General features: G+C 68.5%; 13 protein-coding genes. 7 read left to right on the top strand and 6 right to left on the bottom strand.

The window, feature by feature from the left end:
- Positions 1-45 precede the first annotated feature (45 nt).
- Together V9K99_RS07190 and V9K99_RS07185 are read left to right on the top strand one after the other, a co-directional pair.
- Complete coding sequence (locus tag V9K99_RS07190; RefSeq protein WP_337323183.1) at positions 46-3,729, top strand: AAA family ATPase; 3,684 nt, start codon at positions 46-48, stop codon at positions 3,727-3,729.
- Positions 3,726-5,405 carry an ABC transporter gene (locus tag V9K99_RS07185; protein WP_337323184.1) on the top strand — a complete coding sequence of 560 codons (1,680 nt, stop codon included), beginning with the start codon at positions 3,726-3,728 and terminating at the stop codon, positions 5,403-5,405. The genes V9K99_RS07190 and V9K99_RS07185 overlap by 4 nt, the downstream gene beginning before the upstream one ends.
- 20 nt (positions 5,406-5,425) lie before the next feature.
- On the opposite strand, the gene V9K99_RS07180 is transcribed toward V9K99_RS07185, so the two are convergent.
- Together V9K99_RS07180 and V9K99_RS07175 are read right to left on the bottom strand one after the other, a co-directional pair.
- Complete coding sequence (locus V9K99_RS07180) at positions 5,426-6,034, bottom strand: SRPBCC family protein (protein ID WP_337323396.1); 609 nt, start codon at positions 6,032-6,034, stop codon at positions 5,426-5,428.
- Positions 6,035-6,121: 87 nt separating this feature from the next.
- A complete protein-coding gene (locus V9K99_RS07175; protein WP_337323185.1) occupies positions 6,122-6,664 on the bottom strand; it encodes a single-stranded DNA-binding protein in 543 nt (180 codons plus the stop codon).
- A 147-nt stretch (positions 6,665-6,811) separates the two neighbouring features.
- Here V9K99_RS07175 and ettA point away from each other — a divergent pair, with 147 nt between their 5' ends.
- Positions 6,812-8,494 (top strand): energy-dependent translational throttle protein EttA, encoded by a 1,683-nt coding sequence (ettA, locus tag V9K99_RS07170; protein ID WP_337323186.1) that lies wholly within the window; start codon positions 6,812-6,814, stop codon positions 8,492-8,494.
- Between the two features lie 45 nt (positions 8,495-8,539).
- On the opposite strand, the gene V9K99_RS07165 is transcribed toward ettA, so the two are convergent.
- Together V9K99_RS07165 and V9K99_RS07160 are read right to left on the bottom strand one after the other, a co-directional pair.
- On the bottom strand, positions 8,540-9,409 hold the full coding sequence (locus tag V9K99_RS07165) for an aminoglycoside phosphotransferase family protein (protein WP_337323187.1): 870 nt from the start codon (positions 9,407-9,409) through the stop codon (positions 8,540-8,542).
- Between the two features lie 62 nt (positions 9,410-9,471).
- Positions 9,472-9,930 (bottom strand): MarR family winged helix-turn-helix transcriptional regulator, encoded by a 459-nt coding sequence (locus V9K99_RS07160; RefSeq protein WP_337323397.1) that lies wholly within the window; start codon positions 9,928-9,930, stop codon positions 9,472-9,474.
- Between the two features lie 140 nt (positions 9,931-10,070).
- Between V9K99_RS07160 and V9K99_RS07155 the strand changes: the two genes are divergently transcribed.
- On the top strand, positions 10,071-10,646 hold the full coding sequence (locus V9K99_RS07155) for a YceI family protein (RefSeq protein WP_337323188.1): 576 nt from the start codon (positions 10,071-10,073) through the stop codon (positions 10,644-10,646).
- Between the two features lie 45 nt (positions 10,647-10,691).
- Here V9K99_RS07155 and V9K99_RS07150 read toward each other — a convergent pair whose 3' ends face one another.
- Positions 10,692-11,291: a TetR/AcrR family transcriptional regulator gene (locus V9K99_RS07150; RefSeq protein ID WP_337323189.1), complete on the bottom strand. Its 600-nt coding sequence runs from the start codon at positions 11,289-11,291 to the stop codon at positions 10,692-10,694.
- A gap of 71 nt (positions 11,292-11,362) precedes the next feature.
- Here V9K99_RS07150 and V9K99_RS07145 point away from each other — a divergent pair, with 71 nt between their 5' ends.
- From V9K99_RS07145 to V9K99_RS07135, 3 genes are read left to right on the top strand one after another with little or no spacing between them, the layout of a single operon-like run.
- Entirely contained in the window at positions 11,363-12,508 is a 1,146-nt protein-coding gene (locus V9K99_RS07145) for an acyl-CoA dehydrogenase family protein (protein ID WP_337323190.1), read from the top strand.
- 12 nt (positions 12,509-12,520) lie between these two features.
- On the top strand, positions 12,521-13,741 hold the full coding sequence (locus tag V9K99_RS07140; protein ID WP_337323191.1) for an acetyl-CoA C-acetyltransferase: 1,221 nt from the start codon (positions 12,521-12,523) through the stop codon (positions 13,739-13,741).
- Positions 13,741-14,496, top strand: a complete 756-nt coding sequence (locus tag V9K99_RS07135; protein ID WP_337323192.1) for an SDR family oxidoreductase — start codon at positions 13,741-13,743, stop codon at positions 14,494-14,496. Before V9K99_RS07140 ends, V9K99_RS07135 begins: the two co-directional genes overlap by 1 nt.
- A gap of 3 nt (positions 14,497-14,499) precedes the next feature.
- Here V9K99_RS07135 and V9K99_RS07130 read toward each other — a convergent pair whose 3' ends face one another.
- Positions 14,500-15,078: a TIGR03086 family metal-binding protein gene (locus V9K99_RS07130; RefSeq protein WP_337323193.1), complete on the bottom strand. Its 579-nt coding sequence runs from the start codon at positions 15,076-15,078 to the stop codon at positions 14,500-14,502.
- Positions 15,079-15,129: the final 51 nt, after the last annotated feature.

The raw sequence follows: 15,129 nt of genomic DNA, 5'->3' as shown, positions 1-15,129 counted from the left end.
TTCTGCGCTGTCCGACCGGGCACTCTGTGCTCGTGGGCGGACACCGTGGCTGACACCAGGTCAGCAGCTGGTGAGGGTTCGGAGCGCTCGGGAGAGCCGCGGGTTCCGAACCGGGATCAGCCTGCCCAGGAGCTGGCGAACCTGATCGCCCAATCAGATGCCAAAGGCAAAGGTTTCTGGCGCCGCCGACGCCGCAAGTCCGCCACCCCGCCAGTCGCCGATGGCAGCACCCCCGCCGCCGGTACGACGCCTGCCGCCGAGCCGGAGCCTGAGACGCCCGACACCCAGACAGCCGACGCTCAGGCGGCCGAGGCGGCCGAGGCGGGCGTTGACGCGGCGTCCGGGGTGAAGGCGGAGGCTGACAACGCGGCCGAGACCTCAGCTGCGGACAACCAGGCAGATACGTCGGCTGGTGCAGTCGAGGACGCCAAGTCCTCGTCAGCTGCCGACGACCCCACCACAGAGCAGACCACCACCGCCGACGCGGCCAACAAGCCTGTCGAGGCGGATGCGGCCCCCGAGGCAACTACAGCGGGAGACGCTGCCACCGAGGCACCAACGGCCGAACGCGCCGCCACCGACGTACCTGCGGGAGGCGCAGCAGCTGAGGTGCCTGCGGGAGACGCGCGTGCTGAGGTACCTGCGGCGGGAGACGCGGCTACCGAGGTGGCTGCGGCGGGTGACGCGACCGCCGAGGAGCCTGCGGCGGAGACGGATGCCGCGGCGACCGCGGAGGCTGAGCCGCAGCGCCCGACCGTGGGTGTTGTGTACGAGCCGGACGAGTCTCCGGACGGCTTCCCGATGGAGTTCGCCAACATCATCGTCGGCCTCCCGAAGAAGCCGGGTGCAACCAACCCCAGCACCGACGACCCCGCTGACCCACATGCGGCGCCGGACCAGGCAGAAGCCGACCCGGCGCCGACAACTGCCGACCAGCCCGCCGCCCCGGCGAACCCTGCCGGCGGCAACCCGGACAACCCCGGCGGCGACGGCACAGCCGAGCCCACCCAGCCATACGCCGACACCGCGAATGCCGAGCAGGCTGACACGGAGGCCGCATCCGAAGGCGCGGAGTCCCCTGACGAGCAGCCCGCTGGCGCCGAGGCTGAGGCCGCATCCGAGCAGCCGCACGCCGAGGCCGGCCAGTCAGGTGCGGACACCGAGCCGGCTGACACGGACGCTGCGCCCGACGGCACAGAGTCCGCCGACGACCAGTCCGCTGACGCCGAGGCTGAGTCCGCGTCCGAGCAGTCGCACGCCGAGGCCGACCAGTCAGGCGCGGACGATGGCCAGTCCGGTACGGGAGACGAGTCGTCCGACGCGCAGGCTGCGTCTGATGGCGCAGGGTCTGCCGACGAGCAGTCCGCCGAGGCTGAGGCTTCCTCCGAGCAGTCCGCCGAGGCTGAGGCTTCCTCCGAGCAGTCCGCCGAGGCTGAGGCTTCCTCCGAGCAGTCGGACGCCGAGGCCAGCCAGTCCGGAGCGGATGCTGACCAGTCCGGCGCGGAGGCCGAGCAGGCGGACGCGGAGGCTGCGGCCGACGGCGCGGAGTCCGCTGACGCGCACACCGATGGCGCCGAGGCTGAGGCCTCGTCCGAGCAGGTAGCAACCGAGGCCGACCAGTCCGGCGCGGACGCTGAGCAGGCTGAGGCGGAGGCTGCACCCGACGGTGCGGAGTCTGCAGACGAGCAGTCCGCTGGCGCGGAGGCTGAGGGTTCCCCTGAGCACGCGGACGCCGACCAGTCAGGCGGGGACGCTGACCAGTCCGGTTCGGGAGACGAGCCGTCAGACGCGCAGGCTGCGGCTGATGGCGCGGAGTCTACCGACGAGCAGTCTGCCGGCACTGGGGCTGAGGCCTCGTCCGGAGATGCGGGGGCCGAGGGCAACCAGTCTGGCTCGGATGGGCAGTCGGGTGGTGATGCTGAGGAGGCCGGGGCGGAGGCTGAGGGGGCGCGGTCGGCTGACGGGGCTGAGGCTGAGGTTGTTGAGGAGCTTTCGGCTGAGCAGATGGCTGAGCGGGTGGCTGCTGAGCAGGCTGCTATGGCGTTGATTACGGCGCTGATGCGGTTGCGGGGCGCGTTGGCTGCCAGTCAGTTGCCGATTGATGTGGTGGGGGCCGATGAGGCTCGCCAGCAGCAGAAGGCGATGCTGGATCAGCTGGACGACTACATCCTGCCGCGGCTGGTGCAGCTCGAGGCTCCGGTGCTCGCGGTGGTCGGCGGCTCGACCGGTGCGGGGAAGTCGACGCTGGTGAACACCATCATCGGCAAGGTCGTCAGCGAGCCCGGTGTACTGCGACCGACCACCCGCTCGCCTGTCCTGATCCACCACCCAGCCGACGCGGAGTGGTTCGCCGGCGATCGGGTGCTGCCGGGCATGGCGCGGTCCAGTGGCGACAAACCCGGCGGCATGGAGGACCCGGGCCAGCTGCGGTTGGTTGCCGCCGACACCGTTCCGCAGGGGCTCGCGATCCTGGACGCCCCCGACATCGACTCGGTTGTCGAGGCGAACCGCGATCTGGCCACGCAGCTTCTCGCCGCAGCCGACCTCTGGCTGTTCGTCACCACGGCCGCCCGGTACGCCGACGCCGTACCGTGGGACTTCCTGCAGAGTGCTTCCGACCGCAGTACGGCGGTCGCCGTGGTGCTGGACCGGGCGCCGGAAGACACCATCGACGACATCACCGGCCACCTGGCGCAGATGCTGCTCGAGCGCGGCCTGGGTGACTCGCCGCTGTTCTCGATCAAGGAAACGGTTGTCGACAGCAACGGCATGCTGCCGGCCGAGACCGTTGCCTCGATCAAGGACTGGCTGATCGACCTGGCCGCTGACGCGGAGGCTCGGGCAGCCGTCGTCCGGCGTACCCTGCACGGCGCCGTCACTGCGATGGTCAAGAAGACCCCGGCGTTCGCGGCCGCGGTCCGGGCACAGGCCGAGACCGTGATCGAGCTGCGTTCGACGGCGGAGACCGCGTACGACCGGGCCGTCAAGGACGTCGCGAAGGCGACGCAGGACGGCACGATGCTGCGCGGTGAGGTGCTGGCCCGCTGGCAGGAGTTCGTTGGCACCGGCGAGCTGCTGAAGGGTCTGCAGACCAACGTCGGCCGGCTGCGCGACAAGATGAAGGCCACGGTCGTCGGCAAGCCGCCGCCGACCCGGGACCTCAACGATGCGGTCGAGTCCGGGCTGGAGTCGTTGCTGCGCGAGCACGCCGAGGCAGCCGCCGAACGAGCCGAGGAGTCGTGGCAGTCCACGGCCCCGGGCCGCCAGTTGCTCGCTGCCGGAGACCGGGACATGGGCCGGATGTCGAAGGACTTCCCGGCCGCGGCCGGACGCGCGGTCCGCGACTGGCAGGGCTTCGTGCTCGACCTGGTGCGCAAGGAAGGCGCCGACAAGCGCTCGACTGCCCGCATCCTCGCGTACGGCGTGAACGGTCTGGGCCTCTCGCTGATGGTGGTGATCTTCGCCAGCACGGCCGGGATCACTGGTGCCGAGGTGGGTGTGGGTGCCGGGACCGCGGTGGTCGGGCAGAAGTTGCTGGAGGCCGTCTTCGGCGATCAGGCCGTTCGGACCCTGGTGGCTAAGGCCCGGGAGGACCTTGACGGTAGGGTTCATGCCCTGATGGATGCCGAATTCGCCCGCTATCTGGCTGTCCTCGACCAGCATCCGGTCGATCCTGAGGCGGCCAGGCAACTGACGGAGGCCGCGCGCGCGGTGGAGGACTGCACGTGACGGGAATTGTGGATACGGTCAAGGGCCTGGTGAGGGGTTCGACCGATGTCCTGACGAAGATCGAGGCACTGGAGGCGGCCGCGGAGGCCGGTCAGGGCCGGCTGGACCCGGTGGTACTCACCGAGGCCACGCAGATCGTGGAGCGGGCCGGACATCGTCTCAGGATGTCCGGCGAGCTGACCGTGGTCGCGCTCGCCGGTGCGACCGGATCGGGCAAGTCGTCGCTGTTCAACGCGATGACCGGACTCGACCTGGCCGCGATCGGTACCCGCCGGCCGACGAGCTCGATGCCGCTCGCCTGTGTGTGGGGCGAGGAGCCGGCCGGTGAAGTGCTGAACTGGCTGGGGATCCCGCGGCGTCACCAGGTGCAGCATCGCAGCTCCCTGGAGGAAGCGCAGTCGGAGGACCTGGACGGGCTGGTGCTGCTCGACCTGCCTGACCACGACTCGACCGAGGTCGAGCACCGGCTGATCGTCGACCGGCTGGTCGAGCTGGTCGACCTGCTGGTCTGGGTGGTCGACCCGCAGAAGTACGCCGACGCCGCGCTGCACAACCGGTACATCAAACCGTTCGCCTCGCACTCCGGTGTGATGGTGTTCGCGCTGAACCACATCGACAAGCTGACGCCGGACCAGCGGAAGAGCTGCCTCAACGACCTCGACCGGCTGCTCAAGTCGGACGGACTCAAGTCGCCGAACGTCGTGGCCACGTCCGCGGTGAGCGGAGACGGCCTGGACGAGTTGCGCGCCCAGCTGGTCAAGCGGGTCAACAACAAACGGGCTGCCCGTGAACGGCTCGCCGCCGATGTCGACCGCGTCGCGGACCGGATGGCCAGCCAGTGCGGCAACGCCAAGACTCCCGAGATCGCGAAGAGCGACATCACCGAACTCGTCGACGCACTGTCCGACGCGAGTGGTGTCCCGGTCGTCGTCGATGCGGTCCGCCGGTCCTACCTGCAGCGTGCTCGTGCCGCGACGGGCTGGCCGGTGACCAAGTGGCTCCTTCGGTTCCGGCCGGATCCGCTCCGGCGGTTGCACCTGGATCAGGTGTCGAGGCAACAAGGCAAGGCGCTCCGCAAGTCGGCCTCCCACGAGGTCGCGATCGCTCGCTCTTCGTTGCCTGCGGCAACACCGGTGCAGCGGGCCCGGATGGACACCGCCGTTCGCACCATCACCAACAAGGCCGCGGAGGGACTGTCCCGTCCGTGGGCCGACTCCGTCCGCTCGGCGATCCGCCGCCGCGAGGAGGCACTCGGCGACGAGCTCGACCAGGCGGTTGCCCGGACCGACCTCGGTGCGAGCAACAACCCCGGCTGGTGGGGTGCGGTGCGGTTCGTCCAGTGGCTGCTGTTCCTGGTGGCGCTCGGCGGTGGGCTGTGGCTGGCCGCCATGGCCGTGTTCGGCTTCCTGCAGTTGGAGGACCCGCCGCTGCCGAAGTGGAACGGCATCCCATACGCCACGATCATGCTGATCGGCGGCGCAGTACTGGGAGTCGGCGTCTCCTTCGCCTGCCGTGTCTTCGCCACCAGCGGAGCCGCCCGCCGCGGCCGCCTGGTCGCCAAGGCTCTCCGGACCGAACTGGAAAAGGTTGCCGACAGCCACGTTGTGGCGCCGGCTCGCGAAGAGCTCGCCGCCTACACCACCTGCCGCGACAGCCTGGCCACCGCCCGCCGCTAGCCGCGGCGGATGCGTGTGGGTCAGACCTCAGCGCCTGGTGAGTACTGCGCCATGGAGAGCTTGGCGGCTTCGGCGAGATCCTCTTCGGAGGTGGTGCCGGAGTCGCGGACGGCTTCGATCCAGACGCGGACCGACTGCTCGTTGTACTTGATGACCTCGGGAGAGTTGGCCATTTCCCACGGGTCGGTGTCCTCGGCGAGCTCGCCCGCGATGTAGAGGGCGAGGCCGAGGAGGCCGCCGTCCCAGCCGGGGCCGACCCAGAGAGCGCCTGAGCCACCGGGGGCCGGTGGCTCGCCCATCGCGTGCTCGAGCTCCAGCTCGGTCGACGCGTCGGAGCCTGGCCGCAAACGGATCTCGAGCAGACTCGTCGGGCCGCCGAAGGTGACCTTGAACCGCTCGGGTGGTTCGCACTCGAGGATCTCCCCGCCGGCGTTGTGCTCCAGTTGGAACGTCCCGCCGACCTTGAGGTCGCCGGTGACCGGCAGGAACCAGCGGCGCATCCGCTCCGGATCCGTCAGCGCGTCCCAGAGCTCCTCGGGCTCGGCCCGGTACGACCGGCGCATCACCACGGTGACCGTCTCCCCGGTCCGGCTGACTTCCCGCTGAACCGCGTTGATGTGCTCGAGCATGTCGATCACGGTTGTTTCCCTCTCGTCTCCGGCTGTCGTGCAGCCCAGAATGCCGCCCATCGCTTATATAAGTCAATGCTGAGATAGTCATGCGGCCTCGGACTCCCGGGTGGTGGGCGTCAGCGGGGTCGGAGTGGCGTACTCGTCGGGCGGGTACGGCGAAGCGGTCGCCTCGGCCGGGCCGGACGACGGTACGGCGCTGAGCGCGGCAGGCTCGGAAGCGGTTGCTTCACCGTCGGCGGCTGACGCGTTGGCTGGGCGAGGAGGGTTCTTGGTGAAGGTCGTCGTACCTCGGGTGAGGTCGTGGCCGATCGAGAAGGCCTCGAGCACGACGCGGCTGCGGACTTCGCCGGCTTCATCGGTCCACTCGTGGGTTCGCAGTCGGCCGGCGACGATGACCGGCTGGCCGACATGCACCGAGTCGAAGGCGTTCTGGGCCAATGCGCGCCAGCACTCGACGCTGAACCAGGTCGTCGGTTTGTCGACGTACACGCCGCGGTTGCGGTCGTATTGTCGTGGTGTCGAGCCCATCCGGAACGTCGCCCGGGCCGTCTGCCCACCGATCTCCTTGAAATCCGGCTCGCTGCCGACCCAGCCCTGCACCGTCACATAGGTCTCGCCGAGACTCATGATGGCCACCTTCCGTCTGATCGCGATGTCGCTGTCACCGGAGAAGATGCACGTCTCGTCCCAGCATCCGGCGGCCGAACTTCGCATCTGTGGACAACCGAGAGGGCGGTTGGGTCCTGGTGGGTGCGAGCACATAGGCTCTGGGGTATGGCGGAATTCATCTACACCCTTCGCAACGTCCGGAAGGCACACGGCGACAAGGTCGTTCTCGACAACGTCACGCTGAACTTCCTGACCGGGGCGAAGATCGGCGTGGTCGGGCCCAACGGCACCGGTAAGTCCTCGCTGTTCAAGATCATGGCGGGGCTCGATCAGCCCTCCAACGGCGAGGCCCGGCTGGCTGACGACTCGACGGTCGGGATCCTGCTGCAGGAGCCGCCGCTGAGCGAGGGCAAGACGGTGCTGGAGAACGTCGAGGAAGGCGTCGGCGACACCAAGCAGAAGCTGGACCGCTTCAACGAGATCTCCGCCGAGCTGGCCGACCCGGACGCGGACTACGACTCGCTGCTCGCCGAGATGGGCGACCTGCAGACCGAGCTCGACCACCGCAACGCCTGGGACATCGACGCGCAGCTGGAGCAGGCGATGGACGCGCTGCGCTGCCCGCCGGCCGACGTGCTGGTCGACAACCTGTCCGGTGGTGAGCGTCGCCGGGTCGCGCTGTGCAAGCTGCTGCTGCAGCAGCCCGACCTGCTGCTGCTCGACGAGCCCACCAACCACCTGGACGCGGAGTCCGTGCTGTGGCTGGAGCAGCACCTGCAGAAGTACCCGGGCGCCGTCATGGCGATCACCCACGACCGGTACTTCCTGGACAACGTCGCCGAGTGGATCCTCGAGCTCGACCGCGGCAAGACGTACGGCTACGAGGGCAACTACTCGAAGTACCTGGAGACCAAGAAGCAGCGGCTCGTGGTCGAGGGGCAGAAGGACGCGAAGCGGCAGAAGATCCTGGAGCGCGAGCTCGAGTGGGTCCGGTCGAACGCGAAGGCCCGGCAGACCAAGAGCAAGTCCCGGCTGGCCCGGTACGAGGAGCTCGCGGCCGAGGCTGAGCGGGCCAAGAAGCTGGACATCGACGAGATCAACATCCCGGCCGGTCCGCGACTGGGCAGCACCGTGCTGGAGGTCTCCAAGCTGGAGAAGGGCTTCGGCGACCGCAAGCTGATCGACGGCCTGAGCTTCAGCCTCCCGCGCGCCGGCATCGTCGGCATCGTCGGCCCGAACGGCGTCGGCAAGTCGACGCTGTTCCGGATGATCGTCGGCGAGGAGCAGCCGGACGCGGGCAGCCTCAAGCTGGGTGACACGGTCAAGGTCTCGTACGTCGACCAGTCGCGCGGCGGCCTGGACCCGAAGAAGACGGTCTGGCAGCAGGTGTCCGACGAGCTCGACTACATCAAGGTCGCGAACTTCGAGATGCCGAGCCGGGCCTACGTCGCCTCCTTCGGTTTCAAGGGCCCGGACCAGCAGAAGCCGACCGGCGTGCTGTCCGGCGGTGAGCGGAACCGGCTGAACCTCGCGCTGACGCTGAAGATGGGCGGCAACCTGCTGCTGCTCGACGAGCCGACCAACGACCTGGACGTGGAGACCCTGCAGTCGCTGGAAGACGCGCTGCTGGAGTTCCCGGGCTGTGCCGTGGTCGTCTCCCACGACCGGTGGTTCCTTGACCGGGTGGCGACGCACATCCTGGCCTGGGAGGGCACCGACCAGGATCCGGCGCAGTGGTTCTGGTTCGAGGGCAACTTCGCGTCGTACGAGGCGAACAAGGTCGAGCGCCTCGGTCCGGAGGCGGCCCGGCCGCACCGGGTCACCTACCGCAAGCTCACCCGCGACTGAGCTGTACGCGTGAAGAACCCCACCTCCACGAGCAGGTGGGGTTCTTCACGCGAGAGCGTTGTGGTCTTCGAGGACGCGCTCCACAACCGGGAGGTCCTTGGTGATGAGGGCTTTCCAGAGGGCCCAGGCGCGGGCGCGGGCCCACGTGTCGGCGTCTTGCTGGACTGCGTCCCGGAATACCGAACGGGATGAGCCGGAGAAGAACGTGTAGGCGATCACCAGGTCGCAGGCGGGGTCGCCGACTCCCGACGTGCCGAAGTCGATGACAGCCGACAGCCGGCCGTCCTGCACCAGCAGGTTGCCGCTCGCGATATCGCCGTGGAACCACACCGGCGGCCGGTCCCACGAGGTCGCCAGGGCGGCCTCCCAGACTTCGCGAGCGAGATCGGTGTCGATCTTGCCCTCGAGTACGGCGAGCGCCTCCATCGTCTGGTCGTGGTAGACCTCCGGCGGCGCACCGCGGTGGAAACTGTGCGCGCCGGCTTCCGGGCCGCCGGTGGCGTCGACGCTCTGCAGCGCCCGTATGAACTCGGCGATCGACCGCGCGAAGTCGTCGAGATGCGAGACCGTCTCGCACGACGCGGTCTCGCCGTCGATCCAGCGGCGGATCGCCCAGTGGTGCGGGTAGCCCTGACCTGGTTCGCCCTTCGCCACCGCCTCGGGGATCGGCACCGGCAACGCCGGTGCAAGGATCGGCAGCCACTGGTGTTCCTTGTGCACGGCCGCGGTGTAGCTCTCGTGGGTGGGCAGCCGCGCGGTCAGTTCGTCGCCCAGGCGGTACGTCCGGTTGTCCCAGCCGTCGATCTTCACCGGGGTCACCGGCAGGTCGGCCCAGTGCGGGAACTGGTCCGCGATCAAGCGCCGTACCAGCGCAGCGTCGATCCCGGCTCGGCCGTCGTGGTGAAAGTCTGTCACACCTCGGGATTCTCCGAGAGTGGTTCGGTGCCCGGCAAAGCCTTTAGCTCCGCGCTACATCGTCAGCGTTGGCCGATGTGTTCCGAGACGGTGTCGAAGACTCGTCCGACCGCGGCGAAGTCTTCGGGGTCGGCGAGGTCGACGAGGTTGTCGCGGACACCTTCCACGTGGGTCGGGGCGGCCTGCTCGAGGAGGGTGAAGCCGGCGTCGGTCAGCTCGGCCCAGACGCCGCGCTTGTCGCTGACGCAGGACGTACGGCGGACCAGTTCGGCGGCCTCGAGGCGGCCCACGGTGTGGGTCAGCCGGGAGCGGCTCTGGTGCAGCCGGTCGGCCAGGTCGGCCATCCGGAGCCGGCGGTCGGGCGCTTCGGAGAGCCGGACCAGGATCTCGTAGTCGTTGATTCCGATGCCGAACTGACGCAGGTCGTCGTCCAGCTTCGCCATCAGGCGCGCGGTGCCCAGCAGGTACGCGCGCCACGCCACCTGCTGCTCGGCGTTGAGCCACCGGGTCTCAGTCGTCATCGTCACGGGAACAGTGTACCGGGAATGTAGTTGACTTTTAAACCGTTCCTCTCTAGTGTCGTAGCCAAGAGATTGAGCATTGAACTTCCTGGCTGCGTCGTCCCCCCGACCAGTACGACCCCCCCCACAGAAGAGGAACCATGAGCGAGATCACCACCGCCGGCACCACCCCGACCAGCACCATCCCCGGCCTGGTCGCCGGCACCTACGCGATCGACGCCGCGCACAGCGAGATCGGCTTCACCGTCCGTCACCTGATGACCAAGGTCCGCGGCACCTTCAAGGAGTACGCCGGCGAGATCGTCGTCAAGGACTCGCTCGAGGAGTCGACCGCCAACGTCACCGTCGAGCTGTCCTCGGTCGACACCCGCAGCGAGCAGCGCGACGGCCACCTGCGCTCCGGCGACTTCTTCGACGTCGAGAAGAGCCCGAAGATGACGTTCGCCAGCACCGCGCTGACCCCGAACGGTGACGACTACACCCTGTCCGGCGACCTGACCATCAAGGACGTGACCAAGCCGATCGAGCTCGCGGTCGAGTTCCTCGGGGTGGACCAGAACGCCTACGGCCAGACCATCATCGGCTTCGAGGCCACCGCGTCGATCAGCCGCAAGGAGTGGGGTATCGACTTCAACGTGCCGCTCGAGGGTGGCAAGCTGCTCGTCGGCGACAAGGTGGACATCCACCTCGACGTCCAGGCTGCCCTCCAGGCCTGACGCCAGCACTCGAAAGGCCCCGCACCAGCTGGTGCGGGGCCTTTGCTATGCCTGGACCATTCGGTGGGCGAGGTCGGCGTACAGCTTGCCGAGTGCTGCCGGGTCGCCCCGGTGTGGCGTGTACCACCGGGCCACGTCGATGGCGAGGGAGAGTACGGCGAGCGTCGTACCCGGTAGGTCGTCGACGGCGAAGGAGCCGTCCTCCACGCCGTGTGCCAGCACCTGCTCGATCTGTGCGGAGATGGACCGCCGGATCGCCGCCACCTCGGCCAGGTGCTCGGGGGAGAGAGCGGCCAGTTCGTACTGCACCACTCGGGCGATGGTGTGGTGCTCGGCGTGCCAGCAGGTGAATGCCGCGACCATCGAGCGCAACCGATCCGCGGCCGAGGGCTCCGTGTCGGCGGAGCGCAGTACGTCGAGGGCCGCACGGTGGCCGTAGAGGCTGATCTCGAAGAGCAGGCGCTCCTTGGACGGGTAGTGCACGTAGAGCGCGGCCGGGCTCATCCCCGCGCGTGACGCGATGTCGCGGGTGGTCGTGGCCTGGAAACCCTGCTCGGCGAACGCGTCGATGGCGCCGGTCAGCAGCCGGCGGGCGGCGGCCGGCTGGACGTGCTCCCAGACGAGGGGGCTGGTGACTGCGGACACGTTGACACCCTGCCCCAACCACGCGAAGCTAAGCAAGCGCTTAGCCATTTGTCTCACTTCCAGGGAGTCCCATGGAACGGGCCATCTTCAACGAGGACCACCACGCTTTCCGGGCCAGTGCGAAGGAGTACTGCGACCGCTCGCTGGTGCCGCGGATGGAGCAGTTCCTCGAGGAGAAGACGATCGACCGGGCCGCCTGGATCGAGGCCGGCAAGCAGGGCTTCCTCGGGCTGGACGTGCCGGAGGAGTACGGCGGTTCGAGTGTCGGCGACTACCGGTTCAACGCGGTGTTCGCCGAGGAGGTGTCCAAGGTCTCCGCGTCGCTGTCGAGCTGCTTCGGCATCCACTTCGACTGTGCGGCGCCGTACCTGGTGGATCTGGGTACCGAGGAGCAGAAGCAGCGCTGGCTGCCGAAGTTCTGCTCCGGTGAGTACATCGCCGCGATCGGGATGACCGAGCCGTCCGGCGGCTCGGACCTGGCCGCGCTGAAGACGACGGCGAAGAAGGTCGACGGCGGCTGGGTGGTGAACGGGTCGAAGACCTTCATCACCAACGGCGACATGGCCGATCTGGTCATCACCGCCGCCCGCACCGATCCCGCCAATGGCGCGAAGGGCATCAGCCTGTTCGTGATCGAGGAGGGCATGGACGGGTTCGCCCGCGGCCGCAAGCTGGACAAGGTCGGCCAGACCGAGTCGGGTACGTCGGAACTGTTCTTCGAGGACGTGTTCGTACCGGACGAGAACGTGCTCGGCGAGGTGGACCGGGGCTTCATCCACATGATGGAGCGGCTGGCCCAGGAGCGGGTCGGCGCCGCGGTGTCGAACATCGCGCAGGCCACCCAGATCCTGGACGAGACGATCGAGTACGTGAAGCAGCGCAAGGCGTTCGGCCAGTCGGTCGGCTCGTTCCAGTACAACAAGTTCCTGGTCGCCGAGCTCGTCACCAAGGCCGAGGTCACCCAGGCGTACGTCGACAACGCGATCGTCGCCCACGACGAGGACCGGCTGTCGGCCGTGGACGCGGCCAAGGTGAAGTGGTGGAGCGCCCACGTGCAGAACGAGATCCTGGACGCCTGTGTCCAGCTGCACGGCGGCTACGGCTACATGAACGAGTACCGGGTGGCGCGCGCCTGGCGGGACGCCCGGGTGACCAAGATCTGGGCCGGCTCCAACGAGATCATGAAGGAACTCATCGGCCGCGACCTGGGCCTCTGAAAGGGAACTGAGATGCCTGAAGCAGTCATCGTGTCCACCGCGCGGTCGCCGATCGGCCGGGCGTACAAGGGGTCGCTGAAGGACATCCGTCCGGACGACCTCGCCGTACAGATGATCCAGGCGGCGGTCGGCAAGGTGGGCCTCACCGGCGACCAGATCGAGGATCTGGCGGTCGGGTGTGCGGAGCCGCACGACGAGCACGGCGGCAACATGGCCCGCCGGATCGCGGTCCAGCTCGGCTGGGACAACACGCCGGCGACCACGGTCAACCGGTTCTGCGCGTCGTCGACGCAGACCGCGCGGATGGCCTTCCACGCGATCAAGTCCGGTGAGGGCGACGTCTTCGTCAGCGCCGGCGTCGAGTGCGTGTCGCGGTACAAGAACTTCGGCTCGGCCGGGGTCGGCGACCCGAGTTCGTTCAACCAGATCTTCGCCGACGCGGTGCAGCGGACCGAGAAGTACGCCGAGACCAACGACACCTGGCACGACCCGCGGCAGGACGGGCAGATCCCGGACATCTACATCTCGATGGGCCAGACCGCGGAGAACGTGGCGACGCTCAGGGGGATCACCCGGGCTGATCAGGACGCGTTCGGCGTCCGGTCCCAGAACCTGGCCGAGAAGGCGATCGGCAACGGCTTCTTCGACCGCGAGATCGTCCCGGTGACGCTGCCGGACGGGACCGTGGTGAGCAAGGACGACGGCCCGCGGGCCGGCACCACGCTGGAGAAGGTCAGCCAACTGCAGCCGGTGTTCCGGCCGGACGGCACGGTCACGGCCGGCAACTGCTGCCCGCTGAACGACGGTGCCGCGGCGGTCGTGATCATGAGCGACACCAAGGCCCGCGAGCTCGGTCTCACCCCGCTGGCGCGGATCGTGTCGACCGGTGTCAGCGGCCTCTCGCCGGAGATCATGGGCCTCGGACCGGTCGAGGCGTCGAAGCAGGCGCTGGCCCGGGCCGGGATGAGCATCGACGACATCGACCTGGTCGAGATCAACGAGGCTTTCGCGGTCCAGGTGATCGGCTCGGCGCGTGAGCTCGGCATCGACGAGGACAAGCTGAACGTGCACGGCGGTGCGATCGCGCTCGGCCACCCGTTCGGTTCGACCGGCGCGCGGATCATGACCACGCTGGTGAACGGGCTGCAGTTCGAGGACAAGCAGTTCGGTCTGGAGACCATGTGCGTCGGCGGCGGCCAGGGGATGGCAGTCATCCTCGAGCGGCTCAGCTGATGTCCTTGGAGAACCGTACGGCGATCATCACCGGAGCGTCCCGGGGGATCGGGCTGGCGATCGCGCAGCGCCTGGTGGCCGATGGCGCGCGCGTCGTCATCACCGGCCGCACCCAGGAGACGCTCGATGAGGCGGTGAAGTCACTCGGCGGCCGCGATCACGCCTTCGCGGTCGCGGGCAAGGCGGCCGACCCGGAGCATCGTGCGAGTGTGGTCGCCGCCGCGGTGGCGACGTACGGGTCGGTGGACCTGCTGGTGAACAACACCGGCATCAACCCGATCTACGGCAAGCTGCTCGATGTCGACCCGGTGGTCGCGACCAAGATGGTCGACACCAATGTGCTGGCCACGATCGCCTGGGTGAAGGCCTGCCGGGACGCGTGGATGCGCGCTCACGGCGGTGCGGTGGTCAACCTGTCCTCGGTGGCCGGCCTGTCGCCGTCACCGGGGATCGGCTGGTACGGCGCGACCAAGGCGATGCTGTCCCGGGTGACGGCCGAGCTGGCGGTCGAGCTGGCTCCGGAGATCCGGGTCAACGCAGTGGCTCCGGCGGTGGTGAAGACCAAGTTCGCCGGAGCCCTCTACGAAGGCCGTGAGGACAAGGTCGCCTCGACGTACCCGTTGCAACGGCTGGGTACGCCGGAGGACGTGGCCTCGCTGGTGTGGTTCCTGCTGTCGGACGAGGCGTCCTGGATCACCGGCCAGACCATCACCATCGACGGCGGCCTCACCCTCAACGGCGGGATCGTCGGCTAGCGCTTACGGCTGCCTGCCTTGCCAGGCGGCCAGCCGGTCGTATGGCGATGCGTCGTCGGCGACCGGTACGACGGGGCCGAACGGGATGTGGTCGCCGCCGCGCGGCTCGGCCGGCAGGAACTTGCGGACCAGCGGTAGGCAGTGCGTGGCGATCGCGTCGTCCAGCAGATCCAGGCGGTTCGTCGCCTTCGCCAGGTCCCACGAGTGGGTGGCGAGCTCACCGGTGTACGCCGCGATCGCGGCCGAGCCGGGGAGCGTTGCCCACGGCAACTTGCAGATCTTGGTCAGTACGGCGTCATCCGAGAGGGTCTCGTCGATCGCCGTACGACGTTCTTTGAAAGCGGCGGGCACGTCGTCGACACCGGTCGTGACCGTTGGGATCTCGAGCGGATTGCCACCGTTCAGGGCCAGAGAGACGCGGGCGGCAACAGTGAGCAGGTGCCCGAGCAGGGTGCGTACGTCGTACTCGGGACACGGGGTGGGCAGGGCAAGGTCGGCTGGTCCGACGGTGTCGATCAGTCGCTGGGTCTGGTCCAGGGCGACGATGAACATGGGGCGAGGATCGTTCACGAGATCTGTCATGGTGACAGCCTCGCGCCCTATATAAGACATCTTCTGTCCCATATTGTTGGC

This window comes from Kribbella sp. CCNWLW201 (genome assembly GCF_037203805.1).
Classification (GTDB): Bacteria; Actinomycetota; Actinomycetes; order Propionibacteriales; family Kribbellaceae; genus Kribbella.
The sequence above is the reverse complement of the archived record's forward strand: the minus strand, read 5'-3'. Positions and strand labels throughout refer to the sequence as shown.